The sequence below is a fragment of the Microbacterium sp. SLBN-154 genome (genome assembly GCF_006715565.1).
Taxonomy (GTDB): domain Bacteria; phylum Actinomycetota; class Actinomycetes; order Actinomycetales; family Microbacteriaceae; genus Microbacterium.
On the sequence record NZ_VFNL01000001.1, the window covers coordinates 3,114,256 to 3,140,366 of the forward strand.

The 26,111-nt window shown below is 70.1% G+C and carries 26 protein-coding genes; 13 read left to right on the forward strand and 13 right to left on the reverse strand.

Annotated elements, in window-relative coordinates; translation table 11 throughout:
* Window positions 1-22 precede the first annotated feature (22 nt).
* Both FBY40_RS15075 and FBY40_RS15080 read left to right on the forward strand, forming a co-directional pair.
* Window positions 23-2,863 carry an efflux RND transporter permease subunit gene (locus tag FBY40_RS15075; RefSeq protein WP_141939582.1) on the forward strand — a complete coding sequence of 947 codons (2,841 nt, stop codon included), beginning with the start codon at window positions 23-25 and terminating at the stop codon, window positions 2,861-2,863.
* A complete protein-coding gene (locus tag FBY40_RS15080; protein ID WP_141939583.1) occupies window positions 2,860-5,007 on the forward strand; it encodes a YhgE/Pip family protein in 2,148 nt (715 codons plus the stop codon). Before FBY40_RS15075 ends, FBY40_RS15080 begins: the two co-directional genes overlap by 4 nt.
* Before the next feature lie 688 nt (window positions 5,008-5,695).
* Here the strand turns inward: FBY40_RS15080 and ccsB are convergent.
* The 7 genes from ccsB to FBY40_RS15115 form a co-directional block, all read right to left on the reverse strand.
* Window positions 5,696-6,727: a c-type cytochrome biogenesis protein CcsB gene (gene ccsB, locus FBY40_RS15085; RefSeq protein ID WP_141939584.1), complete on the reverse strand. Its 1,032-nt coding sequence runs from the start codon at window positions 6,725-6,727 to the stop codon at window positions 5,696-5,698.
* A 298-nt stretch (window positions 6,728-7,025) separates the two neighbouring features.
* Window positions 7,026-8,720 (reverse strand): cytochrome c biogenesis protein ResB, encoded by a 1,695-nt coding sequence (gene resB / locus FBY40_RS15090; protein WP_200829996.1) that lies wholly within the window; start codon window positions 8,718-8,720, stop codon window positions 7,026-7,028.
* Window positions 8,701-9,582, reverse strand: a complete 882-nt coding sequence (locus tag FBY40_RS15095; RefSeq protein WP_141939585.1) for a cytochrome c biogenesis CcdA family protein — start codon at window positions 9,580-9,582, stop codon at window positions 8,701-8,703. Before FBY40_RS15095 ends, resB begins: the two co-directional genes overlap by 20 nt.
* Entirely contained in the window at window positions 9,579-10,187 is a 609-nt protein-coding gene (locus tag FBY40_RS15100) for a TlpA family protein disulfide reductase (RefSeq protein WP_141939586.1), read from the reverse strand. The genes FBY40_RS15095 and FBY40_RS15100 overlap by 4 nt, the downstream gene beginning before the upstream one ends.
* A complete protein-coding gene (locus tag FBY40_RS15105; RefSeq protein ID WP_141939587.1) occupies window positions 10,184-10,813 on the reverse strand; it encodes a histidine phosphatase family protein in 630 nt (209 codons plus the stop codon). The genes FBY40_RS15100 and FBY40_RS15105 overlap by 4 nt, the downstream gene beginning before the upstream one ends.
* Window positions 10,814-10,822: 9 nt before the next feature.
* A complete protein-coding gene (locus FBY40_RS15110) occupies window positions 10,823-11,842 on the reverse strand; it encodes a DUF368 domain-containing protein (RefSeq protein WP_141939588.1) in 1,020 nt (339 codons plus the stop codon).
* Between the two features lie 21 nt (window positions 11,843-11,863).
* Complete coding sequence (locus FBY40_RS15115; RefSeq protein ID WP_141939589.1) at window positions 11,864-12,514, reverse strand: DedA family protein; 651 nt, start codon at window positions 12,512-12,514, stop codon at window positions 11,864-11,866.
* 121 nt (window positions 12,515-12,635) lie between these two features.
* Here FBY40_RS15115 and aspS point away from each other — a divergent pair, with 121 nt between their 5' ends.
* From aspS to FBY40_RS15145, 7 genes are all read left to right on the forward strand, one after another.
* Window positions 12,636-13,976 carry an aspartate--tRNA(Asn) ligase gene (gene aspS / locus FBY40_RS15120; RefSeq protein ID WP_141939590.1) on the forward strand — a complete coding sequence of 447 codons (1,341 nt, stop codon included), beginning with the start codon at window positions 12,636-12,638 and terminating at the stop codon, window positions 13,974-13,976.
* A 155-nt stretch (window positions 13,977-14,131) separates the two neighbouring features.
* The gene (locus tag FBY40_RS15125) at window positions 14,132-15,280 is read left to right on the forward strand and encodes an ABC transporter substrate-binding protein (protein WP_141939591.1); all 1,149 of its coding nucleotides are present in this window, start codon (window positions 14,132-14,134) and stop codon (window positions 15,278-15,280) included.
* Window positions 15,281-15,318: 38 nt separating this feature from the next.
* A complete protein-coding gene (locus tag FBY40_RS15130) occupies window positions 15,319-16,233 on the forward strand; it encodes an ABC transporter permease subunit (protein WP_200829997.1) in 915 nt (304 codons plus the stop codon).
* Window positions 16,230-17,069, forward strand: a complete 840-nt coding sequence (locus FBY40_RS15135) for an ABC transporter permease (RefSeq protein WP_141939593.1) — start codon at window positions 16,230-16,232, stop codon at window positions 17,067-17,069. Before FBY40_RS15130 ends, FBY40_RS15135 begins: the two co-directional genes overlap by 4 nt.
* A complete protein-coding gene (locus FBY40_RS15140; RefSeq protein ID WP_141939594.1) occupies window positions 17,066-18,184 on the forward strand; it encodes an ABC transporter ATP-binding protein in 1,119 nt (372 codons plus the stop codon). Before FBY40_RS15135 ends, FBY40_RS15140 begins: the two co-directional genes overlap by 4 nt.
* 90 nt (window positions 18,185-18,274) lie before the next feature.
* A complete protein-coding gene (locus FBY40_RS17580) occupies window positions 18,275-18,652 on the forward strand; it encodes a hypothetical protein (RefSeq protein ID WP_235014942.1) in 378 nt (125 codons plus the stop codon).
* Entirely contained in the window at window positions 18,544-19,464 is a 921-nt protein-coding gene (locus FBY40_RS15145; RefSeq protein WP_235014943.1) for a mechanosensitive ion channel family protein, read from the forward strand. The genes FBY40_RS17580 and FBY40_RS15145 overlap by 109 nt, the downstream gene beginning before the upstream one ends.
* Window positions 19,465-19,467: 3 nt before the next feature.
* Here the strand turns inward: FBY40_RS15145 and FBY40_RS15150 are convergent, their stop codons facing one another.
* The 5 genes from FBY40_RS15150 to FBY40_RS15170 form a co-directional block, all read right to left on the reverse strand.
* Window positions 19,468-19,725, reverse strand: a complete 258-nt coding sequence (locus FBY40_RS15150; protein ID WP_200829998.1) for a glutaredoxin family protein — start codon at window positions 19,723-19,725, stop codon at window positions 19,468-19,470.
* Window positions 19,726-19,856: 131 nt separating this feature from the next.
* Window positions 19,857-20,150 (reverse strand): rhodanese-like domain-containing protein, encoded by a 294-nt coding sequence (locus FBY40_RS15155; protein ID WP_141939596.1) that lies wholly within the window; start codon window positions 20,148-20,150, stop codon window positions 19,857-19,859.
* An 88-nt stretch (window positions 20,151-20,238) separates the two neighbouring features.
* A complete protein-coding gene (locus FBY40_RS15160) occupies window positions 20,239-20,337 on the reverse strand; it encodes a 30S ribosomal protein bS22 (protein WP_003792170.1) in 99 nt (32 codons plus the stop codon).
* 83 nt (window positions 20,338-20,420) lie between these two features.
* Window positions 20,421-20,612 (reverse strand): helix-turn-helix domain-containing protein, encoded by a 192-nt coding sequence (locus tag FBY40_RS15165; protein WP_124294081.1) that lies wholly within the window; start codon window positions 20,610-20,612, stop codon window positions 20,421-20,423.
* 125 nt (window positions 20,613-20,737) lie between these two features.
* Complete coding sequence (locus tag FBY40_RS15170) at window positions 20,738-21,673, reverse strand: TetR/AcrR family transcriptional regulator (RefSeq protein ID WP_141939597.1); 936 nt, start codon at window positions 21,671-21,673, stop codon at window positions 20,738-20,740.
* Between the two features lie 125 nt (window positions 21,674-21,798).
* On the opposite strand from FBY40_RS15170, the gene FBY40_RS15175 reads away from it, so the two are divergent.
* Complete coding sequence (locus FBY40_RS15175) at window positions 21,799-22,677, forward strand: ATP-binding cassette domain-containing protein (protein ID WP_235014945.1); 879 nt, start codon at window positions 21,799-21,801, stop codon at window positions 22,675-22,677.
* Window positions 22,674-23,471 carry an ABC transporter permease gene (locus tag FBY40_RS15180; RefSeq protein WP_141939599.1) on the forward strand — a complete coding sequence of 266 codons (798 nt, stop codon included), beginning with the start codon at window positions 22,674-22,676 and terminating at the stop codon, window positions 23,469-23,471. Before FBY40_RS15175 ends, FBY40_RS15180 begins: the two co-directional genes overlap by 4 nt.
* A 6-nt stretch (window positions 23,472-23,477) precedes the next feature.
* Here FBY40_RS15180 and FBY40_RS15185 read toward each other — a convergent pair whose 3' ends face one another.
* Window positions 23,478-23,891 carry an ArsR/SmtB family transcription factor gene (locus FBY40_RS15185; protein WP_141939600.1) on the reverse strand — a complete coding sequence of 138 codons (414 nt, stop codon included), beginning with the start codon at window positions 23,889-23,891 and terminating at the stop codon, window positions 23,478-23,480.
* Between the two features lie 69 nt (window positions 23,892-23,960).
* Between FBY40_RS15185 and FBY40_RS15190 the strand changes: the two genes are divergently transcribed.
* Both FBY40_RS15190 and FBY40_RS15195 read left to right on the forward strand, forming a co-directional pair.
* Window positions 23,961-25,397, forward strand: coding sequence for a TrkH family potassium uptake protein (locus FBY40_RS15190; protein ID WP_141939601.1), 1,437 nt, complete (start codon window positions 23,961-23,963; stop codon window positions 25,395-25,397).
* The gene (locus FBY40_RS15195) at window positions 25,390-26,061 is read left to right on the forward strand and encodes a potassium channel family protein (RefSeq protein ID WP_124294084.1); all 672 of its coding nucleotides are present in this window, start codon (window positions 25,390-25,392) and stop codon (window positions 26,059-26,061) included. Before FBY40_RS15190 ends, FBY40_RS15195 begins: the two co-directional genes overlap by 8 nt.
* Window positions 26,062-26,111 lie beyond the last annotated feature (50 nt).

The following is a 26,111-nucleotide window of genomic DNA, read 5'->3' on the forward strand; positions in this document are numbered from 1 at the left end:
ATCCCCGTTTCCAGGAGGCGCCGTGTCCACACTGCTCTACGCACTCGGACGTTGGTCGTTCCGTCGGCCGTGGAAGGTGCTCGTCGCCTGGCTGCTGCTGCTCGCTCTGGCCGGCGGCGGCGCCGCCCTGTTCTCCCAGGGCACCGACAACTCCTTCTCGATTCCCGGCACCGAGGCGCAGGAAGGCCTCGAGGAGCTGAATCGCACCTTTCCGCAGGTGAGCGGCACGAGCGCGCAGCTGGTGGTGGTCGCCGCCGACGGCGACCAGATCGACGACGAGGCGTATCGCAGCGCGATCGACGACGCGGTGGCGGACTTCACCGACCTCGACGACGTCATCGCCGTCACCGACCCCTACGACGACACAATCAGCGGCCTTCTCTCCGATGACGGCACCGCCGCCATCATCCGGATGCAGTTCGAAGGCCAGGCGACCGAGATCTCGGACGAGACCGTCTCGTCGGCCGAGGCCATCGCCGACGAGCTGGCCGAGACTCTGCCGGCCGGGTCGCAGGCGGCTCTCGGCGGCGACCTGTTCTCCACCGCGGTGCCGACGCTCACCATCATCGAGGCGATCGGCGTGCTCATCGCGCTGTTCGTGCTGATGATCACTTTCCGCTCGATCGCCGTGGCGTGGTTCCCGCTCATCAGCGCGATCATCGGGGTCGGTCTCGCGGTCGCCCTGATCTTCGTGGCCACGGTGTTCTCGACCATCTCGTCGACGACGCCGCTGCTGGCGGTGATGCTCGGACTCGCGGTCGGCATCGACTACTCGCTCTTCATCGTCGCGCGGCATCAGGATCAGGTGCGCGCCGGGATGGAACCCGAGGAGTCGGCCGCGCGCGCCACCGGCACCGCCGGCTCGGCGGTGGTCTTCGCCGGGGTGACGGTGCTGATCGCCCTCATCGGGCTGTCGTTCGCCGGCATCCCGTTCCTCACCACGATGGGAATCGCCGCGGCCGTCGCCGTCGCGATCGCCGTGGTGGTGGCCCTGACCCTCACTCCCGCTCTCCTCGGCTTCGCCAAGGGGCGGGTCGTCGGCTGGAAGCGGCGACGGGCGCCCAAGGCGCCGAAGACGGATGGCGCGAAACGCCCCAACCGCTGGGTGATGCTCGTCACTCGCCGCCCCCTCCTCACCACCATCGCGGTCGTCGCTGCGCTCGGCGCGGCCGCGATCCCGGCCGCGAGCCTCACCCTCGCCCTCCCCAACGCCGGAATGCAGAGCGAGGAGAGCGAGGCCCGCCAGGCCTACGACCTCGTCGCCGAGAAGTTCGGCCCCGGAGCCAACGGCCCCCTCATCATGACCGGGACGATCGTCACCTCGACCGACCCGCTCGGCCTGATGGACGACCTCGCGGCCGAGATCGAGCAGGTGCCCGGCGTGGAGGAGGTGGCCCTGGCCACCCCCAACGAGACCGCCGACACCGGCATCATCCAGATCGTCCCCGAGACCGCTCCCGACGACCCGGCCACCGCCGACCTCGTCCGCGAGCTGCGCGCGCAGCACGACCGGCTCCTCGACGAGTACGGCGTGGATCTGAAGGTCACCGGCTTCACGGCGGTCGCCATCGACATCTCCGACCGGCTGGGTGAGGCGCTGCTCCCCTTCGGGATCTTCGTGGTCGGGCTCTCGCTCGTCCTCCTGATGATCGTCTTCCGTTCGATCTGGGTGCCGCTGAAGGCCGCCGCCGGCTACCTCCTCTCGGTCGCCGCCGGATTCGGAGCCGTCGCCGCGGTGTTCGAGTGGGGATGGTTCGCCGACCTGCTCCACGTCTCGCGCACCGGACCGGTGATCAGCTTCATGCCGATCATCCTCATGGGCGTGCTGTTCGGCCTCGCGATGGACTACGAGGTCTTCCTCGTCTCGCGCATGCGCGAGGACTTCGTCCACGCACGACGGCGCCTGGGCCGCAATCCTTCGCGCGACGAGCTGCGGACGATCGCGGTCGGCGCGGTGCGCTCGGGCTTCACCGCGTCCGCCCGCGTGGTGACCGCGGCGGCGGTGATCATGTTCGCCGTGTTCGCCGCCTTCGTCCCCGAGGGGGATACGTCGATCAAGCCCATCGCGCTCGGGCTCGCCGTCGGCATCGCCGTCGACGCCTTCATCGTGCGCATGACGCTCGTGCCCGCGGTCATGACGCTGCTGGGTGAGAAGGCCTGGTGGTTCCCGAAGGCGCTCGACCGGATGCTGCCGCACTTCGACATCGAAGGTGAGGCCGTCGAGCGCGAGATCGCGCTCGAGGACTGGCCCGAGCGTGACACCACCGCCGCGGTCGTGGCCGACGGGGTCGGCGTCGGCGACGGCGCCGAGGGTGACGGCGATGTCGTGTACGCCGGGGCGTCGTTCCGGCTGGAGCCGGGGTCGACGCTCATCGTCACCTCCGATGACGCGCGCGCCGCGCGCGGACTGCTCCTCACCATCGCGGGGCGCCTCGCCCCCACCGAGGGTCGCATCAAGGTCGAGGGGCACCTCCTCCCCGAGCGCGCCGCGTGGGTGCGCCCACGGGTGGGTGTCGCGCTGCTGCACAACAACGACGACCCCGCCGGCGAGCTCCGCGAGGCCTTCGACGGCGGCAGCCGGGTGGTGGTGGTCGACGCGCTGGACTCGATCGAGACCCAGTCGCTCGCCGCACGCGATCAGGCCCTCGCGGTGCTTCGGCAGAGCGGCGAGACGACGGTCATCGTGTCGGCCAACGACGCCGCCTTCGCCGAGCGCGCCCTCACCGAGGCCGGCCGCGCCGGGGTCACGGTGCTGCCGGTGAGCGGCCCGCCCGCGGCATCCGCACTCTACCGCTCGTCCCGTTCTTCGCGCTCCGACGACGCAGCGTCTTCGACCTCCCCTTTCGATGAGGTGTTCTCATGACCCTTCCCTTCGAACGCGCGCGCAGCCCGAAGCCGGTGACGTGGCTGACGATCCTCGGTGTGCTGCTGCTGCCGGTGATCGTCGGCGGCATCCTCGTCGCCGCGCTCTACAACCCCACCGAGCGGCTCGATCAGCTGAACGCCGCGATCGTGAACGACGACGAGCCCGTCGAGATCAACGGTCAGACGGTGCCTCTCGGGCGCCAGCTGAGCGCGGGGCTCGTCGAAGGGTCGGATGACCTCGAGAGCAACCTCACCTGGACGATCTCGAACGAGGATGACGCAGCCGAAGGCCTCGCCGACGGCACCTATGCGGCGGTCGTGACGATCCCCGCGAACTTCTCTGCCGCCGCGACCTCGACCCAGCCGGGCGAGACGCCTGAGCAGGCGACGATCGAGGTGACGACGCCGCCCGACAGCCGCGTGGTCGACGACGCGATCACCGCGCAGGTGACGACGACCGCCGCCTCGCTCGTGGGGCAGCAGCTGTCGGAGACCTACCTCGAGAACGTGTTCCTCGGATTCACGACGCTCGGCGAGCAGCTCGGCGAGGCGGCCTCCGGGGCGGACCAGCTCGCCGACGGCGCGGGCCAGCTCGCCGACGGCGCCTCGCAGGCAGCCGATGGCGCGGCAGCGCTGCCGGGCGGCATCTCCGAGCTCGGGTCGGGGGCGTCGCAGCTCGCAACAGGGGCCACAGGCCTGTCGCAGGGCGCCTCGGCGCTGCAGAGCGGGCTCGTGCAGATCGGCGGCGGCATCGGCGGGGCGGCCGACGGGGCGCGGCAGATCTCGGGAGGCCTGCGAGGCGGTGCCGACCAGCTGGAGCGGGACGGGCTCGTGCCGGCGCAGGTGTCGGGTTTCGCGGACGTCGCGGCCGCATCGACGGTGACCGTGGCGACCGAGATCGGCGGCGCCGCGCAGACGCTCGTCGGCGTGGCGCAGAGCGCCGGAGCACTCTCGGGCACGCTCGGGGGCCTGGCGACCGACTGTGCGACGTCGGGGGCGAGCGAGGAGTACTGCGAGCGCGTCGCCGCGGCCGCGACGGCGGGAGGCGCGGTTGCGACCGGTGTCGGCGCGTCGGCGGCTCAGGTCGGCGGAATCGCGCAGGGGTCGGCGACGCAGGCGGCGACCGATGCGGGCACGGTTCCGGTCGTGCTCGATCGGTTCAACACCGAGGCGACCGCGCAGTTCGTCGGACAGTTCCGCCAGACCGCCGACGGGATCGACTCGCTCGCCTCCGGGCTCGATCAGCTTCAGGCCGGAACGAACCAGTCGGCGTCGGGCGCCGGAGAGCTGGCCTCGGGGGCGACCCAGATCGGCTCCGGCGCCGGGGCGCTGGCCAGCGGCGCCGGCCAGGCCGCCGCGGGCGCGCAGTCGCTGGCCGATGGCGTGCAGGGGCTCAGCGACGGCGCGACCGAGGTCGCCGACGGCACGACGAGCCTCGCCGACGGACTCGCGACGGCGACGGAGGAGATCCCGACCTACACCGACAGCGAGGCGACCGACCTCGCCACGGTGGTGGCCGACCCGGTCGCCGCGCAGGGGGTCGGCGATAACCTCTTCGGCGCCTCGGCGATCCCGCTGCTGTCCACCCTCGCGCTGTGGTTCGGCGGTCTCGGCACGTTCGTTGCGCTCCAGGCGGTGTCACGGCGCGCGCTCACCTCGCGGGCGCCCTCGGCCGTGCTGGCGCTACGCGGATTCCTGCCCGCGGCCGTCATCGGCGCCGTGCAGGGCGTGCTGATCGCCGGCATCGTGCAGCTCGCGGCGGCGTACACGTGGGGCGAATGGACGGTCTACGCCGCGGTCTGCGTCGTCGCCGGTGTCGCCTTCGCGGCCGTGAACCAGGCGTTGGTCGCCGTCTTCGGCGGCGTGGGCCGGTGGATCTCGGCGCTCGTGGGTGTGCTCGTCGTCGCGACCGGTGTCGTCTCGACCGTGCCGGGCGCGCTGACCTCGGTCGCGTCGCTGCTGCCGACCGCCCCCGCGTATCAGGGGATGCTCGCCGCCCTCACCTCGGCCGACGGCCTCGGCGCAGGTCTCGGCGGCCTCGCCGTCTGGACGATCCTCGCGCTCATCGCCTCGGTGCTGGCGGTCGCCCGCCGGCGCACGGTGTCGGCCCGGTCGCTGAAGGCCGCGCCCACGCCGGTCTGACCGTCGCGGGCCCCGCCCCTGCCCCAGCCCCAGCCCCAGCCCCTGCCCCTCGTCCCCTGCCTGCCCCTGCCCCTCGTCCCCTGCCCCAGCCCCTCGTCCCCTTCGCCGACCCGTCAGAAATCGCGGCCCCGAGGCATCCGGAGCCGCGTTTTCTGACGGGTCGCGGGTGGCGGGCGCACCCGCGCACCCGCCGCCCGCCCGACCTCCGCGCACCGCGCGCGGTCGAGGAGCGCCGCCCCGCGCCATCCTGACCCGGCCCCGTCTCGCACGCGATCGGTCAGAAAACGCGGCCCCGGTTCATGCCGGGCCGCGTGTTCTGACGGGTCGTGCGTATGGCGCGCCCGCGCGTGGCGCGTGCACCCGCGGACCGCCGCCCGCCCGACCTCCGCGCACCGCGAGCGGTCGAGGAGCGCCGCCCCGCGTCGGTCTGACCCGGCCCGTGTCACACGCGATCCGTCAGACAAGTCGCGCGTGGGGTGGCGCGCCCGCCCGCACGCGATCCGTCAGGAGATGCGGCCCCGGTTCGTCGCGGGCCGCGTTTTCTGACGGGTCGTGCGTAGGGCGCGCCCGCGCGCCCGCCCGCCCGCCCCACACCGCGAGCGGTCGAGAAACGCCGCTCCGCATCATCCGTAGCCGCGTTTCCTGACGGGTCGCGGATGCGGGGCTGGGCGATCGCGCGGAGCGCGCCTCAGCTCAGGCCGCTGTAGGCGTGCAGCCCCTTGAAGAACATGTTCACGATCGTGAAGTTGAACAGCACCGCGGCGAAACCGATGATCGACAGCCACGCCGACCGTGAGCCGCGCCAGCCGCGCGTCGCGCGCGCGTGGATGTATCCGGCGTAGAGCACCCAGATGACGAACGTCCAGACTTCCTTGGTGTCGAAGCCCCAGTACCGGCCCCAGGCGTCGTTGGCCCAGATCGCACCGGCGATGAGCGTGAACGTCCAGAACATGAAGCCGATGATGGTGAACCGGTAGGCCAGCGACTCCAGCGCCTCCGAGCGCGGCAGGGTGCGCAGGAACGCGGGTCCCTTCGCCTTCGTCTCGCGCCGCGACTGCATGAGCTGGAGCACCGAGAGCCCGAACGCCAGGGCGAACAGCGCCGTCGCCAGCGACGCGACGAACACGTGGATGACGAGCCACACGCTCTTGAGCGGATCCATCAGCGGCACGATCTCGACGTAGAACGCCAGCGTCGCGCCGCCGAGGAGCAGCACGGTGAGCCCGGTGATGAGCGAGCCGAGGAAGCGCAGATCCGAGCGCACGAGCGCGGCAAGGTACACCGCGATGATGAGGAGCGTGCCGGTCAGGGCGAACTCGTACATGTTCGACCAGGGCACGCGCTCAGCCGCGATGCCACGGGTGACGGTCGCACCCAGGTGGAAGAGGAAGCCCAGCACCGTCAGGACGGTGCCGACGCGCGCCCACACCAGGCGGGGCTTCTTGCCCGAGGCATCCTGCGTCCACGACACGGAGTCCGAAGCGGATGCCGCGGGCCCGGCGCTCCGCGTCGACGTCGTCGATCCGCCGGCGGCGGCCCCGACGAGTTCGCGTGCCTCGGTGCGGGCGGCGCCGCTCGCGGCATCCTTCTCCTCGATCGCCGACGCCGAACGGCGGGCGAGATCGATCGCGTAGGCGACGAAGGCGAGGGCGTAGATCGCGATGGCGGTCCAGACCAGCAGAACCGAGACCGAATCGAGCGTCAGGGCGGCGTCGGGCATGGATCCCAGTCTACGCGCGGGCTCCCCCGGCGAGTCGGGGTTGGTTCGCCGTCGTGAGACCCCGCCACCGCGATTGCACCGCGCAGTTCTTCGCCGAGACCGCGCCGCGGATCACCGGCCTCGTAGGGAGTCACCGGCCGGTGCCGGGAGGCTCGTCGCGAGGGTGCGGGGCGAAGGGAGTGCACCTTCGCGCAGACGGAGTGCACCTTCGCGCAGAGGGAGTGCACCTTCGCGAGCAGGGAGTGCACCTTCGCGAGCAGGGAGAGCGCGACCGCGGGGAGAGAGCGGATGCCGCCGGCTAGACCCGCTCGCGAAGCACGCCGGCCACGGCGTCGCCGTGACGCTGCGCCAGCTGATCGACGGCTCCGGCCAGGCCCGGGTCCTCGCCCCGGGCGAGCCCCGCGTACTCCAGCTTCACGGAGTCGCCGGACGGCGTGGCCCGCACCCACATGCGGCGCCGCGGCACGAACAGCCCCGCGAGCAGGCCCGCCATGGCGAGAATCGAGAACGCCAGCACCCACGGCGCACCCACGTCGCGGTGCACCGACAGTGACACGTACCGCTTGACCGACTCGTCGTACCCCTGCGCACCCTCGGTCGCCTCGTCTTCGAAGGTGATGGTCCCGCGTCCGCCCGGAAGGTCGGCGGTGTCGCCGGGGGCAAGCTGGATCGAGTCGACGCCGGTGTCGCCACCGGTCAACCGGTCCATGTCGCCGGTGTCGAGCGCGTAGACCGACCGGGGAATGCCTCCGTCGATCCCCAGGTCGCCCTCGTAGACGTCGAGCGAGACGACGGGGTTGATGAGCGCCGGATAGGCCGAGGTGAACGCCCCGGTCTCCAGCGGAGCCTCGGTGGGGTAGAAGAATCCGACGAGGCCGAGTTGCTCCGACAGTCCGTCGGGGATCTTCACTACGCCGAGCGAGGTCATGTTCGAGTCCTGCGGCAGGAACGGCACCGCCTCGGAGAACACCACGTCGCCCGCGGGGTCGCGCACGGTGATGGTCGGGGCGTACCCGTTCCCCATGAGGTAGATGCGGTCGCCGGCGAGCTCGAGCGGGGCGTTGACGCGCACCACGCCCTCCTGCGGCGCCTCACCGGCGAGCTGCGTGGTGAGGTTGGCGGCGAAATCGCCCGCCTGCCCCGCCCCGTTGGAGCCGACGGGTTGGTAAGTCACCTCGAAGTCCTCGAGTGTCATCGCGTACGGCACGAGCTGCTCTTCGTCGACGAAGCGGCCGGGGTTGAACGAGGAGTAGTCCAGCAGCGAGTTGACCCAGGTGCGCCCCTCGATGATCACGCTCTGCCCGGTGTAGGTGAAGCCGCCGCCGATCCCGACCGCGAGCAGCACACCGACGAGCGCGCCGTGGAAGAGAAGGTTCCCGGTCTCGCGCAGGTACCCGCGCTCGGCCGACACCGACAGCCCGTCGTCGTATCGCTCGACGCGGTAGCCGGCCCGCCGCAGCTGGTCGTGGGCGAGGTCGATCGCGAGGCGCGCGTCATCCGCGGCATCCTCCGACGGCACCGGCACGACCCGCTCGCGATGGTCTTCCAGCCGTGCCAACCGCGCGGGCGTGCGCGGCGGACGAGCGCGCAGGGCCTTCCAGTGATGCTTGGTGCGCGGGATCACGCAGCCGATCAGCGAAATGAACAGCAGGATGTAGACCGCCGAGAACCACGGCGAGATGTAGACGTCGAAGAGGCTCAGGTTGTCGAGAACCGGCGCCAGGTCGGGGTTGTCGGTGTACCACTGCGTGACGCCGTTCGGGTCGGCGCTGCGCTGCGGGTAGATCGAGCCCGGCACCGCGGCGATCGCGAGGAGCAGCAGCAGCACGAGCGCCGTGCGCATCGATGTCAGCTGACGCCACGCCCACCGCAGCCAGCCGACGAGTCCGAGAGCGGGCTGGTCGGGTGCGGATGATCCGGAGTCGGCGTGATCCGATGGCCGCAGCGGATCGGCGGCGACACCGGCACCGGCGTCAGAGCGGGAGCGGGACACTGAGGAACACCCCCTGCAGTTGCGCCATGAGCGCGGTCCAGACGCCGGTGACCATCAGCAGGCCGAGGATCACCAGCAGGGCCCCGCCGACGAGGTTGACGGTGCGGATGTGACGGCGGAGGAAGGCCACCGATCGGGTCGCCCAGCCGAAGCCGAGGGCGAGCAGGATGAACGGGATGCCGAGGCCGAGCGAATATGCCAGTCCGAGCATGCCCGCGCGAACCGGGTCGCCGAAGTTCCACGACATCGCGAGGATCGCGCTGAGCGTCGGGCCGATGCAGGGCGCCCAGCCGACGCCGAGCGCGAGACCCAGGAGGGGTGCACCGACGAGTCCCAGGCTGCTGCGGATCTGCGGCCGCGCAATCCTCTGAGCGAACCCGAACACCCCGATGAAGACGAGGCCGAGGAGGATCACCACGACACCGAGCACGCGGGTGATGAGGTCGGTGTACTCGATGAAGAAGCGTCCGAGCGTGCCGCCGAAGATGTTGATCGCCATGAACACGACGGTGAAGCCGGCGATGAAGAGCAGGGTGCCGAGCACGAGGCGACCGCGACCGGCCTGCGTTGCCCCGGCATCCTCTGCGCCGGCCGCTGGGCCTGCATCCGCGCGCGGAGAATCGGCTGAGACGCGGACGCCCGAAGCCGAATCGTCCGCGCCTCGGCCGGTCGTCCGCGCGCCGGAAGGCGCAGGGGTGCGCACCGGCGCGGGCCGCGGCGCCACCGCTCCGCCGATGAACCCGAGATACCCCGGCACGAGCGGCAGCACGCACGGCGAGAGGAACGACACCAGCCCCGCAGCGACCGCGATCGGCAGCGCGAGCCAGAGGGCGCCGTCGGCGATCAGCGCGGAGATGTTCACGACGGGTCCGCCAACTCGCCCACGATGGTGTCGAGCACCGAGGCGTCTTCGAGCTGGCCGATGATCCGCGCGGCGACGCGCCCCTCGCGGTCGAGCACGAGCGTGGTCGGCGTGGCGTTCAGCGGTGTCCGCTCGGCGAAGGCCAGCTTGATCGAGCCGTCCTCCACGGCGAGCGCGCTGGGGTAGGTGACCCCGTAGGTGTCGGCGAACGCCAGCGACGCCTGCGCCGAGTCGTAGGTGTTGACTCCGAGGAACGACACCCCGGCGTCGGCGTACTCCTGGTTGACCTCCTCGAGGAACGGCGCCTCCACCCGGCACGGCGCGCACGCGGCGTACCAGAAGTTCACCACCAGCACCTCACCGGCGTAGTCGGCCTCTGTCACCGTCGATCCGTCGTCCAAGACCCCCGAGAACGCGACCGGCTCGCCACGGTCGGCTTCGGGGATCTCCACCACCCGGAAATCGCCGGCGATGAAGCCGGTGTTCGCGCCCTCGCGATACTGCTCGGCGAGCGGATCGCTGGTGCAGGCGGCGAGCCCGCCCACCAGCGCAAGGGCGACGAGAGCGGATGCCGCGGCCCGGCCGCGACGCATGAGCGAGGTCATACGGCCCCCTCGTCACGCGCATTGGCGAGACTCGCCGGCTCGACGTAGCCGACCTCGGTCCACTTGTTCTTCACCATCTCGAAACTCGTCACACTCGACAGGGCGCAGCGGCGCTCACGGGGATCGTGCCGCGAGGGCAGACCCGCCGCGGCGAGGTGGGTCACCCAGATCGGCAGCTGATGCGAGACGATCACCACATCGCCGCCGTCCACCGCCTCCCACGCCTCGGTCATCGCCGCGTTCATCCGCGCGATCACCTCGTTGTACGGCTCACCCCAGCTCGGCAGGGCCGGGCGGCGCAGGTGCCGCCAGTTCCACGGGTTCAGCAGGGCCCGGAACATCCGCTTCCCCTCGAACACGTTCGTCGGCTCGATCACGCGCTCATCGACGATGGGCTCGAGTCCGAACGTCTCGGTGAAGGGCTCGGCCGACTCGCGCGTGCGCTGCAGCGGCGAGCACACCAGGCGGCTGACGCCCCGTCCGGTCTCGCGGACGTATTCGGCCGCCTCCTGCGTCATCCGTCGCCCTTCGGCGCTCAGTCCGTAGCCGGGAAGGCGTCCGTAGAGCACGCGGCGGGGGTTGTCGACCTCCCCGTGACGCACGAGATGGAGGCGGTCTGCGGGCACCTGCCCAGTCTAAAGGCGCGGCTTCTGGGGAGTTTCTGAACCATGCTCGGCGTCGAGAGATCGACGCGTCAGCGCATTCTCGACGAGCAGGAGCACGAACACCGCCGCGGCGCCCAACAGTGCCAGCACGATCGGCCCCGCCACCGGGTCGTAGGGCGCGACCGGCGAACCCACGCCGTGCGTCTCGCCGGGAGCGAGTTCCTGCCAGGGCCAGAGCGCCCGGAGCGACCCGAGCATCAGCCCCGACATCGCGAGCAGCGTCAGCCGCCGGTGGCGCTCGAGCAGGCGTCGCATGGCCTGCACGATGGTGACGAGACCCAGGAGCGCGCCCGCGGCGAACACGGCGAGGTAGGCGAGGTTCCTCTCATCCACGGCGAGGAGCGTCGGCGAGTAGAGCCCGATCGCGAGAAGGAAGAACGAGCCCGAGACGCCCGGCACGACCAGGGCGCAGACGGCGATCGCTGCGGCGAAGAAGACGATGACCAGCGACGGATCGACGGCCACGGCGCCGCCGGCCAGGCCCACGAGCGCGAAGGCGAGGATGGCGGAGGCGAAGAAGACCGTGACTCCCCCGATGCGTGCGGTGGTGGAACGCCGGAGGCGCGGGATCTGCTGAAGGGGAACGACGATGCTCGCGGCGACGAGGCCGAAGAACAGTCCGCGAGACAGCTCCGGATTGGCCGACACCATCGACTCGACGATTCCCGCCAGGGTGAGCACCATCGCCACCATGCCCAGGAGGACGGGGAGGATCAGCGCGACGTCGACCTGCCGAAGCTCCCGGGCGGCGTTTCGTCGGCGGTCGGGGCCCGAGACCGCGACGCGCGCAGCCGTGATGACGTGCGACGCCGACGTGATGAGCCTTTCGTAGACGCCGGTGATGAGCGCCACGGTGCCGCCCGAGATCCCGGGGATGAGCTCCGCGAGGCCGATCAGGGCGCCGCGGACGACATTCAGCAGGAAGGACGGGATCGCCAGGAGCACCTTCGCGGGCGTGGCGGCTGGCGGCGTCGTGGCAGGCGTCGTCATGTCAGCGAGGATACGCGGGGTTCACCCTTCCGCCCGTTGCCCCTCCCGCAGCGACCGGACCCGGACGACGATGAACCAGGCCACCGCGGCCACCGCGGCGGCGATCACGATGTACTGCAGGATCTCGGCGTACTGCTCCACGACGGGCCAGGCCTCACCGAGGAAGAAGCCCGACAGCACGAAGATCGTGTTCCAGATGAGACTCCCGGCGGCGGTGAGGAGACCGAACTTCCACAGCGGCATTCGCGTGATGCCGGCGGGGATGGAGATGAAGCTTCGGAAGATCGGCACCATCCGCCCGAAGAACACCGCCTTGCCGCCGTGACGGTGGAACCACGCCACCGTCTTGTCGATGTCTTCGCCCTTCGTCAGCGGGAGGCGTTCGGCGATGCGTCGCAGGCGATCGGCGCCCAGCCACGCCCCGAGCCCGTAGAGCACGAACGCGCCGACGATCGAGCCCAGCGTGGTCCAGATGAGGGCTTCGGCGAGGGTGAACGACCCTCGGCTCGCTGTCAGGCCCGCCAGCGGCAGGATGACCTCACTGGGGAGGGGTGGGAACAGGTTCTCCAGCGCGATCCCGATGCCGGCCCCGACCGGGCCGATCACCTCCATCAGCGAGACGGTCCAGTCGATGAGCGCACCCAGCCATGAACCGTCGCTTCCCGAAGCCATCCCCCCAGGCTAGGCGGCGCAGGTTACCGACACCTGTGCGCTAGCCGCCGGGATTGTTTCGGGGTATCCCCCGCCTCCCCGGCCCAGGGGGCCCCGGCGCCGCGGACTAGACTCGACCCTCGTGAGTGAACGCGTGCTGGTGGAAGAACTGCAGGGTCGCGCCGACGGGCCGGTCACCGTCTCGGGCTGGGTCGAGACCGTCCGAGACCAGAAGAAGGTGCAGTTCGTCATTCTGCGCGATGAGACCGGGGCGGTGCAGCTGGTCAATCCCGCCACGCGGCCGACAGAGGAGCCGTCGGAGCAGGATGCTGCGGCGCTTGCCCTGACCGAGACGATCTCGGGCCTTGCCACCGGCACCTTCCTGACCGTGCAGGGTGAGCTCAAGCACGATGAGCGCGTGAAGCTCGGCGGGGTCGAGGTCAAGATCGGCTCGCTCGAGATCGCTTCCGCGGCACTGCCGGAGACCCCCATCGCCGCCGACAGCGGCATGGACAAGCGCATGGACTGGCGCTTCCTCGACCTCCGCCAGCGCCGGAACAACCTCATCTTCCGCGTGCAGACGACGCTCGAGCATGCGATGCGGTCGTACTGGGTGGAGCGCGATTACATCGAGATCCACTCCCCCAAGCTCATGGCCAGCCCGTCGGAGTCGCGCGCCGAGCTGTTCCAGCTGGAGTATTTCGGCGACCAGACCGCCTACCTCGCCCAGAGCCCGCAGCACTTCAAGCAGATGGCCCAGGCCGCCGGCTTCGGCAAGGTCTTCGAGATCGCCGACGCGTTCCGCGCCGACCCCTCGTTCACCAGCCGCCATGCCACCGAGTTCACCTCGATCGATGCCGAGATCAGCTGGATCGAGTCCCACGAAGACGTCGCTGCGATGCAGGAGGAGCTTCTGGCCACCGCGATCGCCGCGGTCAAGGACAAGCACGGCGACGAGATCCGCGACCTGTTCGGCATCGAGGTCGACGTGCCGGCGGTGCCCTTCCCCCGCATCCCGCTCGCCGAGGCGCGCGAGATCGTCGCCGCCCGCGGCTACGAGATCCCCCGCGCCGACGGCGACCTCGACCCGGAGGGCGAGCGCCAGCTGTCGGCGCATGTGAAGGAGACCTACGGGCACGACTTCGTGTTCGTCACCGACTATCACGCCGAGATCCGGCCGTTCTACCACATGCGCGACGAGGAGACCGGGCTCACCAAGAGCTACGACCTGCTCTACCGCGGCACCGAGATCACCACGGGTGCGCAGCGCGAGCACCGCATCGAGGTGCTCGAGAAGCAGGCGGTGGAGAAGGGCCTCGAGCTGGAGGGCCTGGAGCACTACCTCGACTTCTTCCGCTACGGCGTTCCTCCACACGGCGGCTTCGGCATGGGCCTCGCGCGCGTGCTGATGCTCCTGCTCGGCGAGTCCTCGATCCGCGAGGTCACGTTCCTCTTCCGCGGTCCGACACGCCTGGCGCCGTAACGACGCCGACCCTGCGGAACCGTCACCGAGCGCTCACCGATCGTTCACCTCGGCCGGTGCGCCCGGTAACCGGGCGCTTCTAGGTTCCTCTCGTCCCCGCATCGCACGCGCTTCGGCGCGACACGGCGGCGCGCTCACCCGAGAGGAACAACTCCATGTCACGCACCCCTCGCCCGGCGGCGCGCACGCTCGCCGTCCTGGCCCTGGCGACCGCTGCCGCGGTCACGCTCGCCGGTTGCGGCGGCGCCGCCGCCGGTTCCGGCGACGCCTCATCCGACTCCGGCGTCGACGCCGCCACCGCGACGAGCCTCGAAGACTTCGGGACGTTCGAAGACCTCGAAGAAGCCGCCAAGGCCGAAGGCCAGCTGAACGTCATCGCGCTCCCCCGCGACTGGGCGAACTACGGCGAGATCATCGACCTGTTCGCGGAGCGCTACCCCGAGATCACCGTCAACGAGCAGTCGCCCGACGCCTCCAGCGCCGAGGAGATCCAGGCCGCCGAGACCAACCAGGGCCTCGACACCGCCCCCGACGTGTTCGACCTCGGCCTCACCGTGGCGCTTCAGAGCACCGACTACTTCGCGCCCTACAAAGTGCAGACCTGGGACGACATCCCCGAGGCGCTGAAAGACCCCGACGGCCTCTTCGTCGGTGATTACGGCGGCTATATGTCGGTCGGCTACGACTCGTCGCGCTTCCCCGCCCCCGAGAGCATCGAGGATCTGCTCGGTGACGACTACCGCGGTTCGGTGGCGCTGAACGGCGACCCGACCCAGGCGGGCGCCGCGTTCGCCGCCGTGGGTCTGGCGACGGTGCAGACCGGGGGCGACCTCGATGACTTCCAGCCCGGCATCGACTTCTTCTCCGAGCTCAACGCCGCGGGAAACCTGCTCAAGCTCGACGTGACCTCAGCGACGGTCGCGAGCGGGGAGACCCCGGTGGTGTTCGACTGGGATTACCTCAACGCCGCGCACGCCGCCGACAACCCCGCGTGGGAGGTCGTGGTCTTCCCCGGCACCGGGTACGCCGGCTACTACAACCAGGCGATCAACAAGGATGCCCCGAATCCCGCCGCTGCGCGCCTGTGGCAGGAGTTCCTCTACAGCGACGAGGTGCAGAACCTCTGGCTGAAGGGTGGCGCCCGCCCTGTGCGCATGGACGCCATGATCGAAGCGGGCACGATCGACGAGGAGCTGGCGGCCGCACTGCCCGAGGCCCCCGAAGACACCGTCGTGCCGACCGAGGAGCAGAGCGCCGCGGCCGGCGAGCTCCTCGGCCAGGAGTGGGCAGCGGCGATCCAGTGACAGCGGCCCCCGCTCACGCCGGGGAGTCACCCGCAGACGTGACGAGTGCTGCCGCGCCGGAGCCCCAGGTTCCGGCGCGGCAGCGCCGCGTCGCCCGGGCCGACGGCTCCCGCGACTGGTCGTGGCTCGGCCTCACCCCGTTCGCCGTCTACGTCCTGCTGTTCCTCGCCCTCCCCACGGTCCTCGCCATCGCCTCCGGGCTCTTCGACGGCGACGGCGCCTTCACCCTGGCGAACATCGCGGCGCTCGGCGATCCCGTCATCGTCAACACCTTCGTCAACTCCACCGGGATCTCCCTCCTCACGGCAATCGTCGGCGCGGTCGTGGGCGCGTCGGTCTGCTACGCGTTGCTCGGCCTCCCCGACACCGGCGTCGTCCGCACGACGGTCGACGCGGCATCCGGAGTTCTCGCCCAGTTCGGCGGGGTCATGCTCGCCTTCGCGATGATCGCGACGATCGGCACGCAGGGGATCGTCACGCGCTTCCTGCGCGATGCGCTCGGCATCGACATCTTCGCCGGCGGTGCGTGGATCTACGCCCTCCCGGGGCTCATCCCCGCCTACCTCGTCTTCCAGATCCCGCTGATGGTGATCACCTTCATGCCCGCCCTCGCCGCGCTCCGGCCGCAGTGGTTCGAGGCGCACCTCACCCTCGGCGGAACCCGCGGCGGGTTCTGGCGGCACGTCGGCTTCCCGGTGCTCGCTCCGTCGTTCGTCGCCAGCCTGCTGCTGCTGTTCGCCAACGCGTTCTCGTCGTACGCCACGGCCGCGGCACTGGCGAGTCAGGGTTCGCAGATCGTGCCGCTGCAGATCCGGGCCGCGCTCACGAGCGAGACCGTCCTGGGCCGCGAAAACCTCGCCGGCGCCCTCGCGTTCGGCATGATCATCGTCGTCGCCGTCGTGATGTGGCTGTACTCCCTCATCCAGCGCCGGACGGCGAGGTGGCAGGCATGAGAGGCATCGCCCCCTCAGCGGTCGTCCGGTGGCTCATCGGCCTCGTCGTCGGGCTCGTCTTCGCGGTGCCCTTCGTCGCCACCTTCCTGTTCACCCTGTCCTCGCCCGCGGGCGGCGCATACACGTTCGAGCGCTGGCTGTCGGTCTTCGATCCGGCGAACGCCGCGAGGTACGCGCCGATCTGGACGGGGCTCGGCAACTCGCTCGTCCTCGCGGCGGTGACGGTCCTGATCGTGCTGTTCCTCTTCACCCCGACGATGGTTCTCGTGGCGCTGAAGTTCCCGAAACTCCGGCGCGGGTTCGAGTTCCTCGCCCTCCTGCCCATCACGATCCCCGCCATCGTGCTGGTCGTCGGGCTCGCCCCGATCTACCTGCAGATCGGTCGCACCCTCGGTACCGGAGCGTGGACGCTCGCCTTCGCGTACGGCATCCTGGTGCTCCCCTTCACCTACCGCTCGATCCAGGCCTCCATCGATGCCGTCGACGTGAAGACCCTGGCCGAAGCGGCACGCACGCTCGGCGCCGGCTGGTTCACCGTGCTTGTGCGCGTGATCGCGCCGAACCTGCGTCAAGGACTGCTCGCCGCATCCCTCATCTCGGTCGCCGTCGTCCTCGGCGAGTTCACCATCGCGTCGCTGTTGAACCGGCAGGTGCTGCAGACCGGACTGGTCGTCATCAACCGACAGGATGCCTACGCCGCGGCAATCTTCACCCTGCTCGCCCTCGCCTTCGCGTTCGTGCTGCTGCTCATGATCGGGCGCGCGGGGCGGGTCGGCGCTTCCGTCTCCTCCCGCACCGCCTCGCCCCGCCGCACCCTCCGAAGGAGCCGCTCGTGACCACCTCCGACACCAGCCCCCGCACCCTTCCCGCCACCGCCGACAACGCCCTCCTCGCCGAGGCGGGCGCCGGCACCCGGGTCGAGCTGCGCACGGTGGTGAAGGACTACGGCGCGACCCGCGTGCTGCACGGCGTCGACCTCGACATCGCGCCGGGCGAGTTCGTCTCGCTGCTCGGTCCCTCGGGGTGCGGCAAGACCACGGCGCTGCGCGTCCTCGCGGGACTCGAGCGGGCCACCGAAGGGCACATCCTGCTCGGCGGCAGCGACGTGTCATCCGTCCCCACCAACAAGCGCGACATCGGCATGGTGTTCCAGTCGTACTCGCTCTTCCCCCACCTGCGGGCACTCGAGAACACCGCATTCGGGTTGCGCCGACGCGGGGTGGGAAAGAAGGATGCCGCGGCCCGCGCCGCCGACGCGCTCGAACTCGTCGGGCTCGACCACCTCGCAGACCGCTTCCCCCACGAGCTCTCGGGCGGCCAGCAGCAGCGCGTGGCCCTCGCCCGCGCGCTCGTCACCGAACCGCGGGTGCTGCTGCTCGACGAACCGCTGTCGGCTCTCGACGCCAAGGTGCGGGTGCAGCTGCGCGACGAGATCCGGCGCATCCAGCTGCGCCTGGGCATCACCACGGTCTTCGTCACCCACGACCAGGAGGAGGCCCTCGCCGTCTCCGACCGCATCGCCGTGATGAACGCCGGCCGCATCGAGCAGATCGGCACACCGGAAGACCTGTACCTCCGGCCGACGACACCGTACGTCGCGGCGTTCGTCGGGGTGTCGAGCGTCGTGCCCGGCACCGTCACCGGCGACGCCGTCGAGGTGTGGGGCATGCCACTGCCGCTGCGGGTCACCGCGGGCGCCGCCTCCTCCCCGGGCGAGGTCGAGGTGTTCCTGCGGCCGGAGAACGTCCGACTCGCCGCGGCAGACGAGGCCGGGGTGGACGCGGTGGTGCAGGAGAGCACCTTCCTCGGCAGCGCGCGTCGCACGCTCGTGCACACCGCCGACGGGTCGCTCGTGCACGTGCAGCACCCGGTGGCGGAGCGGGTCGAGTTCGGCGACCGGGTGCGCATCGCTCTCACGCCGGAGCCGGTGGTCGTGCGGGCGCGCAGCTGACGCCCCGAGCGATATCCGCCGTCGACCGGCGACTCGGTGAGAGGGTCGGCTCAGGTGGTCGTTCCGCCGACCCCGAACGGAGGACCCCCCATGTGGCAGGAATGGCTGCAGTTCGCCATCGCGATGGTCATCGCCGTGATCGGAGCCATCGCGGTCGCCCTGATGGTCACCGGCGCGATGCGCCTGTTCGTGCGGAGACGGCAGTGGCCGGCATCCCTCATCACCCGCGCGCGCCGGCCGTTCCGCGCCTTCGTCCTGGTGATCGCGCTGTGGATCGCGATCGCCGTGACCTTCCCCGATCCCGCGTGGAAACCCGCGCTGAACCACGCGATGACGATCGTGACGATCATCGTCGGGGCGTGGCTCGTGGGGCGCTGGTGCTCTTCCTCTCCGACCTCGCTCTCGGTCGGTACCGCATCGACGTGCCCGACAACCGGGTCGCGCGACGGATCCGCACGCAGACGCTGATCCTCCGGCGCCTCGCGATCGCGATCATCGTGGTGCTCGCGGGCGGGGCCATCCTGCTGACCTTCCCCGAGGTGCGCGCGGTGGGAGCGAGTGTGTTGGCGTCGGCCGGGATCGCGTCGGTCATCGCGGGACTCGCCGCCCAGTCGGTGCTGGCGAACATGTTCGCGGGCATCCAACTCGTCTTCAGTGAGGCCCTGCGCGTCGATGACGTCGTGGTCGTCGAGGGCGAGTGGGGGCGTGTCGGAGAGATCACGCTCAGCTATGTGGTGCTCGACCTCTGGGACGAACGGCGCCTGGTGCTGCCGTGCACGTACTTCACCACGACGCCCTTCGAGAACTGGACCCGGCAGGGCAGCGCACTTCTCGGCGCCGTCGAGCTCGACGTCGACTGGCGGGTGTCGCCGTCGAAGATGCGCGACCAGCTCACCCGCGTCGTGGCCGACAGCGACCTGTGGGACGGACGCACCGCGGTGCTGCAGGTCACCGACGCCGTCGCCGGGTATGTGCGGGTGCGCATCCTCGTCTCGGCCGTCGACGCCCCCACCCTGTTCGACCTGCGCTGCGCCGTCCGCGAGGCGATGGTCACCTGGATGCAGCGGACCATGCCCACCGCTCTCCCGACCCAGCGGGTGCTCCTCACCGAGGCCGGCGCAGACGGCGACGAGACGGCCGAAGCCGAGGAGCCGCGCCCTGACACGGGCGGCCTGTTCACCGGCAGCGCAGAAGCCGTCGAGCGGGCAAGCGCGTTCACACAGGCGATCCCCGTCGTCGGCGGCGCAGGGGACGGCGCCGAGGCGCGACCCGAGCGCTGAGGGTCAGGACTGCTTGGCCTCGCGGAGCGCCGTGCTCAGGCGATCGGCGGACACCCGCCAGTAGGTGTGGAGCCGCCCGTCGATCAGCACGACGGGGATCTTCTCCCACCATTCGGCGTGCAGTGCGGGGTCATCGACGATCGAGCGGTGCTCGACGGTGACCTCGTCCTCGGGGAAGTCGGCGACCACGGCCTCGACGACGCCCTGCGCGACATCGCACAGGTGGCAGTCGGGCTTTCCGATGACGGTGAGGGTGGTCACATCCGCCATTTTACGGCGGTGTGGGAGGGGCGGGGCGGTCGCGCCGTTTCGCTTTGCCCTTCCCCGCGCGCCATGCGCCGAGAAAGGGACAGAGCGGATGCCGCGGAGCGGCGTCGCCCGCGGCAGCGGCGTCAGCGCTCGAGGGGGAAGCCCGCTTCGGCCCACGCCATCGTGCCGCCCTCGACGTTGGTGGCGTCGTAGCCGCGTGCCTCGAGCGCCTCGATGACGCGCGCCGAGCGCCCGCCCATGGCGCAGACGACGCGGAACGGCCCCTCGGGCAACTCGTCGAGCCGCTCGCCGAGTGTCGACATCGGCAGGTTGACCGCGCCGGGCACGCGTCCCTCGGCGAACTCGTGCTCTTCGCGAACGTCCACGAGGGGCAGGTTCGGGTTCTGCTGCAGTTCCTGAACGGTGATCGTCTTCATGATTCCTCCGAACGTCGGATGCCGGGGCGAACGGCGCCACGAACACGAAGCGCCCGTCCATCGGACAGGCGCTCGGTGTCGGTGCCGCTTACTTCTTGTTGCGGCGCTGGTGGCGAGTCTTGCGAAGCAGCTTGCGGTGCTTCTTCTTCGCCATGCGCTTGCGGCGCTTCTTGATGACTGAACCCACGGAAAACCTCACTATGTCGGGGTCTGATCGCACGGGCATGCACGATCGGGAACGGGCAAAAGCGGAAAATGCCTCGGGTCAGTCTAGCCGACGTCGGCGATGGGCCGCTGCAGGGCCTCGGTGACCGCCGATTCGGGCACCCGGTAGCTGCGTCCGAACCGGACGGCGGGAAGCTCCCCAGCGTGCACGAGACGGTAGACCGTCATCTTCGACACCCGCATGAGCTCGGCCACCTCGGCGACGGTGAGGAAGCGGACATCCGGCAAATCAGCCACGGTGCCCCCTTCCGGCGCTCGGCTCGTTTTCTGCAGTTCTGCTGGGCCTACTTTATGGGGTCGCCGCGACGCGTGTAAACCCGTGTGACTCGTGAGTTCTTGGCAAGCCTCCGGTGTGTGAACGCTCACTGCGCGGCGGAACCCCTCGGGCGCCGCGCGCGGGCCTCGCGCGCCGCGACACGCATCGCCGTCCGCGCCGTCCGCAGCGCCTTCTCCGCCTGCCGAACTCCGCGGCGAGCCTCGCGATACCGCCGGTCGTCGGCGATATCGGCGTCGTCGGATTCGGGCCAGGGAGCGGATGCAAGGGGCACGGAAACGTCGGTGGCGAGGGCGTCGATGTGGGCGGCGACGCCGTCGAGACTGAGTTCGAGGATGAAGGCGAACGGGTCCGTCTCATCGAGGAAGACGCCCGCGTCGATGGCGGCGCGTAGGTCGGGGAACGCGTCGGCGGTGATGAGGTGGCGGAACACCGCGTCTTCGCTTCGCGCGACCGCATCGGAGTCCGCCCCTCGCTCCCGCTCGATGCGGGCATAGGCCGCGAAGACGATCCCCGCCCATCGCGCGTGGCCGGTGACCAGCAGAACCACTGCGAGGCGCTCGCTGGCAGGGAGGGGCGTGTCGGCGAGGGCATGGAGACCCGCATCCATCCATGCGGCGCTGTTCGGCGTGGTCGGCGCTCCCGTGATCGGAATGTCGAGAAGCCAAGGGTGTGTCAGGTACAGCGCCACCTGCTCGCGGTAGAGCGCACGGATCCCATCCCGCCACTGCCCCGCGGACCTCGCCTCGTCGGACGGGAGACCGGTCGCCTCCTCCTGCATCAGGAGGATGAGGTCTTCCTTTGCACTGACGTAGCGGTACAGCGACATCGGCGTGTAGCCGAGCTTGGCGGCGACCGCAGCCATGGACACCGCCGACAGACCTTCCGAGTCGGCGATCTCGACCGCGGCGTCGACGATCCGCTCGACGCTCATCTCGCGTTTCGGGCCTCGCTGAGGGCTCGCTGCGACGCCCCATGCGAGGGCGACGCCGCGAGGAAGGTCGAAATCGCCGTCATCCGTCATGCGTCAAGCCTAGGACTATCTACGCCATAAACAGTGTGTTACCGTCATAAACAGTTTATGACGTATAGGAGGTTATCATGGGCTATCAGGAACGGCGCGGGGAAGGGGACGAGTCCGCGATCCGAATGACTAGAGTCGTCAAGCGCTTCGGCTCGCAACGAGTCCTCGACGAGATCGACCTCGCCGTTGCGCGAGGCGAGATCTTCGCGCTTCTCGGCGCGAACGGGGCGGGCAAGACGACAACCGTCGAAATTCTCACCACGCTCTCACCCCTCGACGGGGGCAGCGCGCAGGTGGCGGGCTGGGACGTGGCCACGCACCCTGACGAGGTGCAGCGACGCATCGCACTCACCGGCCAATCCGCCGCCGTCGACGACGTCCTCAGCGGTCACGAGAACCTCGTGATGGTGGCGCGGCTGTGCGGACTGTCACGGCGTCGTGCGAGAACGCGAGCGGCCGAGCTGCTCGAGCAATTCGCCCTCGCCGACGCCGGAGCGCGCCGTGCCGGAACATATTCGGGCGGCATGCGGCGACGTCTCGACCTCGCCCTCAGTTTCGTCGTGCGCCCCGAGGTGCTCTTCCTCGATGAACCGACCACCGGCCTCGACGCGCGCAGCCGTCGTGAGCTCTGGCAGGTGATCCGCTCGCTCCGCGACGCCGGCACCACGGTGCTCCTCACCACGCAGTATCTCGAGGAAGCCGACGAGCTCGCGGACCGGATCGCCGTACTGAACGGCGGGCGGATCGTCGCCGTCGGCACCCCGACCGAGTTGAAGGCCCGCGTCGGCGACGAGTCCGTCGAGGTGCGTGATGCGGTTGGGATGCTGCGCGGCCACATCCCGACCGACGGCAGCCTCTCGGCAGTCCGGGCCGCCCTCGACGAGCTTGCCGCCGCCGGCCTCGACGGCAGCGTCGTCCTGCGCCGCCCGACCCTCGATGACGTGTTCTTCTCCCTGACCGAATCGCCGTCCGCCGGCGACCTTCGAGAAGGGATCCCCGCATGACCACCGTTGCCGCAGCCCCTACCGTCCGTCCCCGCCTCGCCGGAATGACGGCCGAACGCGTCTTCGTCGGCCGAAGCCTCCTCCACTCCCTTCGTGACGGCGAGTCGCTTCTTATGGCGGTCCTCCTGCCGGTCCTGCTGATGCTGATGTTCACCTTCGTCTTCGGCGCCTCGATCGATCCCACCGGGGACTATGTGAACTACGTCGTGCCCGGCATCATCTTGACGTGCGCCGGGTTCGGCGCCTCATCGACCGCCCTGGCGGTGGCGAGCGACATGCGAAACGGCATCATCGACCGGTTCCGCACGATGCCTCTTCGCTCCAGCGCGGTACTGACCGGGCACGTCGTCGCCAGTCTCGTGCGGAACCTCATCGCCACTGTGGTCGTCATCGGAGTGGCGCTGCTCGTCGGATTCCGACCGACGGCCGACATCGCCGGGTGGATCGGAGCGCTCGGCGTGGTGGCGCTGTGGATCCTCGCCATCACCTATCTCTTCGCGGCCATCGGGCTCGCCGCGGGCAGCCCCGAAGGTGCGAACGCGTACGGCTTCATCCTGCTGTTCCTGCCGTACCTGTCCAGTGCGTACGTACGGGTGGAGACCCTGCCTGACTGGCTGCAATGGGTGGCGGCGAATCAGCCGGTGACGCCGATCATCGAGACCATCCGGGCCCTGCTCATGCGCGAGGCGGTCGGCAGCGAGCTCTGGTGGGCACTCGGATGGTGCGCCGTGATCCTCGCCGCCGCCATCGGCTGGGGCTCATGGCTGTTCCCGCGTCGCACACGTCGTGGCTGACGCGGTTCAGCGCCCGGGCAGCTTCTTCAGCGCGTTCGCGACGGCGTGCTGAGCGGACGCCGCGGCGCGCCCGACGAGCTCGGCCGCGTGCGCCGCAGGCTCGGGGAGAGAGATCAGCGCGGCGGCATCGGCGGCGACGAGCTCGGGGGTGTCGAGGAAGGGCACGAGCCAGTCGTCGATCTCATCGAGGGGCGCCGACAGCAGGCTGTAGTAGCGGTGCTGGCCGACCTCGCGCACCGAGACGAGGTGCGCCTCGCGCAGCACCTTCAGGTGCTTGGATACCGTCGGCTGGCTGACACCGAGGGCGCTCACGATCTGCGACACGCTCGTGCCGTTCTCACCGGCGGTGGAGCGATCGAGCAGGAGCCTGAGGATGTCGCGTCGCGTCCCGTCTGCGATCACGTCGAAGATGTCCGCCATGGCATTAGGTTAGTGCCGCCCAGCGGCGGAGTACCATGACTGAGGTTTTCTCGGCGAAAGGGGCGCTGCATGCCGACGGGCCAGGCACGTGCGGCGTGGCGCCGAGTCCGCGCCGTCGGCGAACGCGCCTGGGACGCGCTGCGCAACCTCACCACCTCTTCCCCCGCGCGCTTCGCCGTGCTGGTGTTCGCGTCGCTGATCCTCGTCTTCACCGCGCTGCTGTCGCTGCCCGCGTCGACCTATGCCGGGCGGCTCCCCCTCGCCGATGCGCTGTTCACCGCCGTCTCGACGATCTGCGTCACCGGCCTGACGACCGTCGACATCGCGACGACCTTCTCGCCGTTCGGGAAGGTCGTCATCTTCCTCGGCATGAACATCGGCGGCATGGGCGTGCTCACGCTGGCCTCGATCCTCGGCCTGATCATCTCCAAGCGTCTGGGACTCCGGGCCAAGCTCATCGCCGCCAGCGACACCAACCCGCTCCGCAGCCACGGCGGACCGGTGAACGAGGGCCAGGCGGTGCGGCTCGGCGAAGTCGGTCAGCTGCTGCGGACGGTCGCGCTCTCCACGCTGCTCATCGAGGCGGTCGTCGCGATCGCCCTCTACCCGAGCCTGCTCCTTGCGGGAATCGGTCCGATCGAGGCGCTGTGGGAGGCTCCGTTCTACGCGGTCTCGGCGTTCACGAACACCGGCTTCACCCCCAACATCGGCGGCATCGCGCCGTTCGCCGACGACTACGTGCTGCTGACCATCCTCATGATCGCGGTCTTCCTCGGCAGCATCGGCTTCCCCGTCATCTACGCCCTGTACAAGAACGTCTGGCACGTCAAGGCGTGGTCGCTGCACACCAAGCTCACACTCATCACCACGTCGGTCCTGTTCGTGCTGGGCGCCGGGGCCTTCCTCACCCTCGAATACGCCAACCCGGGCACCTTCGGTTCGATGGACGCCTGGGACACCACGTTCCAGGCCTTCTTCCTCTCCGCCATGACACGGTCAGGGGGATTCGCCGTCGTCGACATCGGCGAGCTGTACGGATCGTCACTCGTCGTCGGATCGATGCTCATGTTCGTCGGCGGCGGCTCGGCCTCCACCGCCGGCGGCATCAAGGTCACCACCCTCGCCGTCCTCGCCCTGGCCGTGTGGTCGGAGGCGAAGGGCCGCCAGTCGGTCGAGGTCTTCGGGCGCCGCATCCCCAGCGACGTGCAGCGCGTGGCCCTGTCGGTCGTGGCGTGGGGCGCGACGATCGTCGCCCTGTCGACGATCACCATTGCGCAGATCACCCAGGCACCCGTCGACGAGGTGCTCTTCGACGTCATCTCGGCGTTCGGCACCGTGGGCCTGTCGACCGGTCTGACGATGGAGCTTCCCGACTCCGCCGTGTACGTGCAGGCCCTCACCATCTTCATGGGCCGCATTGGTACAGTGACTCTCGCCGCGGCCGTGGCCGCGTCATCCCGTTCGCAGCTCTACTCGCTGCCCGTGGAAAGGCCGATCGTTGGGTGATCGCATCAGGGGGGACGCGCCCGTCCTCGTCATCGGGCTCGGGCGCTTCGGCGCCGCCTGCGCCGGCGAGCTCGACCGGCTCGAGCGCGAAGTCCTCGCGATCGACGAGAGCCTCGAGCTCGTGCAGAAGTGGTCGGACCGGGTCACCCACACCGTCCAGGCCGACGCGCGCAACATCGATGCGCTCAAGCAGATCGGCGCCCAGGACTTCCAGGTCGCCGTCGTCGCGGTCGGGTCGCTCATCGAGGCATCCGTCCTCATCACCGCCAACCTCGTCGACCTGAAGGTGCCGCAGATCTGGGCGAAGGCGGTCTCGCAGTCGCACGGCAAGATCCTCGCCCGCGTCGGCGCGAACCATGTCATCTACCCCGAGCGCGAAGCCGGCGAGCGCGTCGCCCACCTCGTCAGCGGCCGCATGCTCGACTTCATCCGCTTCGACGACGACTTCGTGCTGGCCAAGATGTACCCGCCGAAGTTCATCCGCGGCGTGGGCCTGAATGAATCCGGCGTCCGCACGAAGTACAACGTCACGGTCGTCGGCGTGAAGAGCCCCGGCAAGCCGTTCCGCTACGCCGAGGCCAACACGGTCGTCACCAACCACGACCTCATCATCGTCTCGGGCACGAACTCCGACATCGAGCGGTTCGCGGCGCTCGATCGGTGATCGGGTCGTCCCGAACTCCTGAACAACTCCTCAAGAATCGGCCGGCAGGC

Coding starts and splice junctions, on each gene's coding strand:
- FBY40_RS15180 (WP_141939599.1), top strand. CDS start 22,674: ATGACCACCGTTGCCGCAGCCCCTACCGTCCGTCCCCGCCTCGCCGGA.
- FBY40_RS17580 (WP_235014942.1), top strand. CDS start 18,275: ATGTGGCAGGAATGGCTGCAGTTCGCCATCGCGATGGTCATCGCCGTG.
- FBY40_RS15135 (WP_141939593.1), top strand. CDS start 16,230: ATGAGAGGCATCGCCCCCTCAGCGGTCGTCCGGTGGCTCATCGGCCTC.
- FBY40_RS15100 (WP_141939586.1), bottom strand. CDS start 10,187: ATGACCTCGCTCATGCGTCGCGGCCGGGCCGCGGCATCCGCTCTCGTC.
- FBY40_RS15175 (WP_235014945.1), top strand. CDS start 21,799: ATGACTAGAGTCGTCAAGCGCTTCGGCTCGCAACGAGTCCTCGACGAG.
- FBY40_RS15155 (WP_141939596.1), bottom strand. CDS start 20,150: ATGAAGACGATCACCGTTCAGGAACTGCAGCAGAACCCGAACCTGCCC.
- FBY40_RS15125 (WP_141939591.1), top strand. CDS start 14,132: ATGTCACGCACCCCTCGCCCGGCGGCGCGCACGCTCGCCGTCCTGGCC.
- FBY40_RS15170 (WP_141939597.1), bottom strand. CDS start 21,673: ATGACGGATGACGGCGATTTCGACCTTCCTCGCGGCGTCGCCCTCGCA.
- FBY40_RS15190 (WP_141939601.1), top strand. CDS start 23,961: ATGCCGACGGGCCAGGCACGTGCGGCGTGGCGCCGAGTCCGCGCCGTC.
- FBY40_RS15115 (WP_141939589.1), bottom strand. CDS start 12,514: ATGGCTTCGGGAAGCGACGGTTCATGGCTGGGTGCGCTCATCGACTGG.
- FBY40_RS15185 (WP_141939600.1), bottom strand. CDS start 23,891: ATGGCGGACATCTTCGACGTGATCGCAGACGGGACGCGACGCGACATC.
- FBY40_RS15080 (WP_141939583.1), top strand. CDS start 2,860: ATGACCCTTCCCTTCGAACGCGCGCGCAGCCCGAAGCCGGTGACGTGG.
- ccsB (WP_141939584.1), bottom strand. CDS start 6,727: ATGCCCGACGCCGCCCTGACGCTCGATTCGGTCTCGGTTCTGCTGGTC.
- FBY40_RS15110 (WP_141939588.1), bottom strand. CDS start 11,842: ATGACGACGCCTGCCACGACGCCGCCAGCCGCCACGCCCGCGAAGGTG.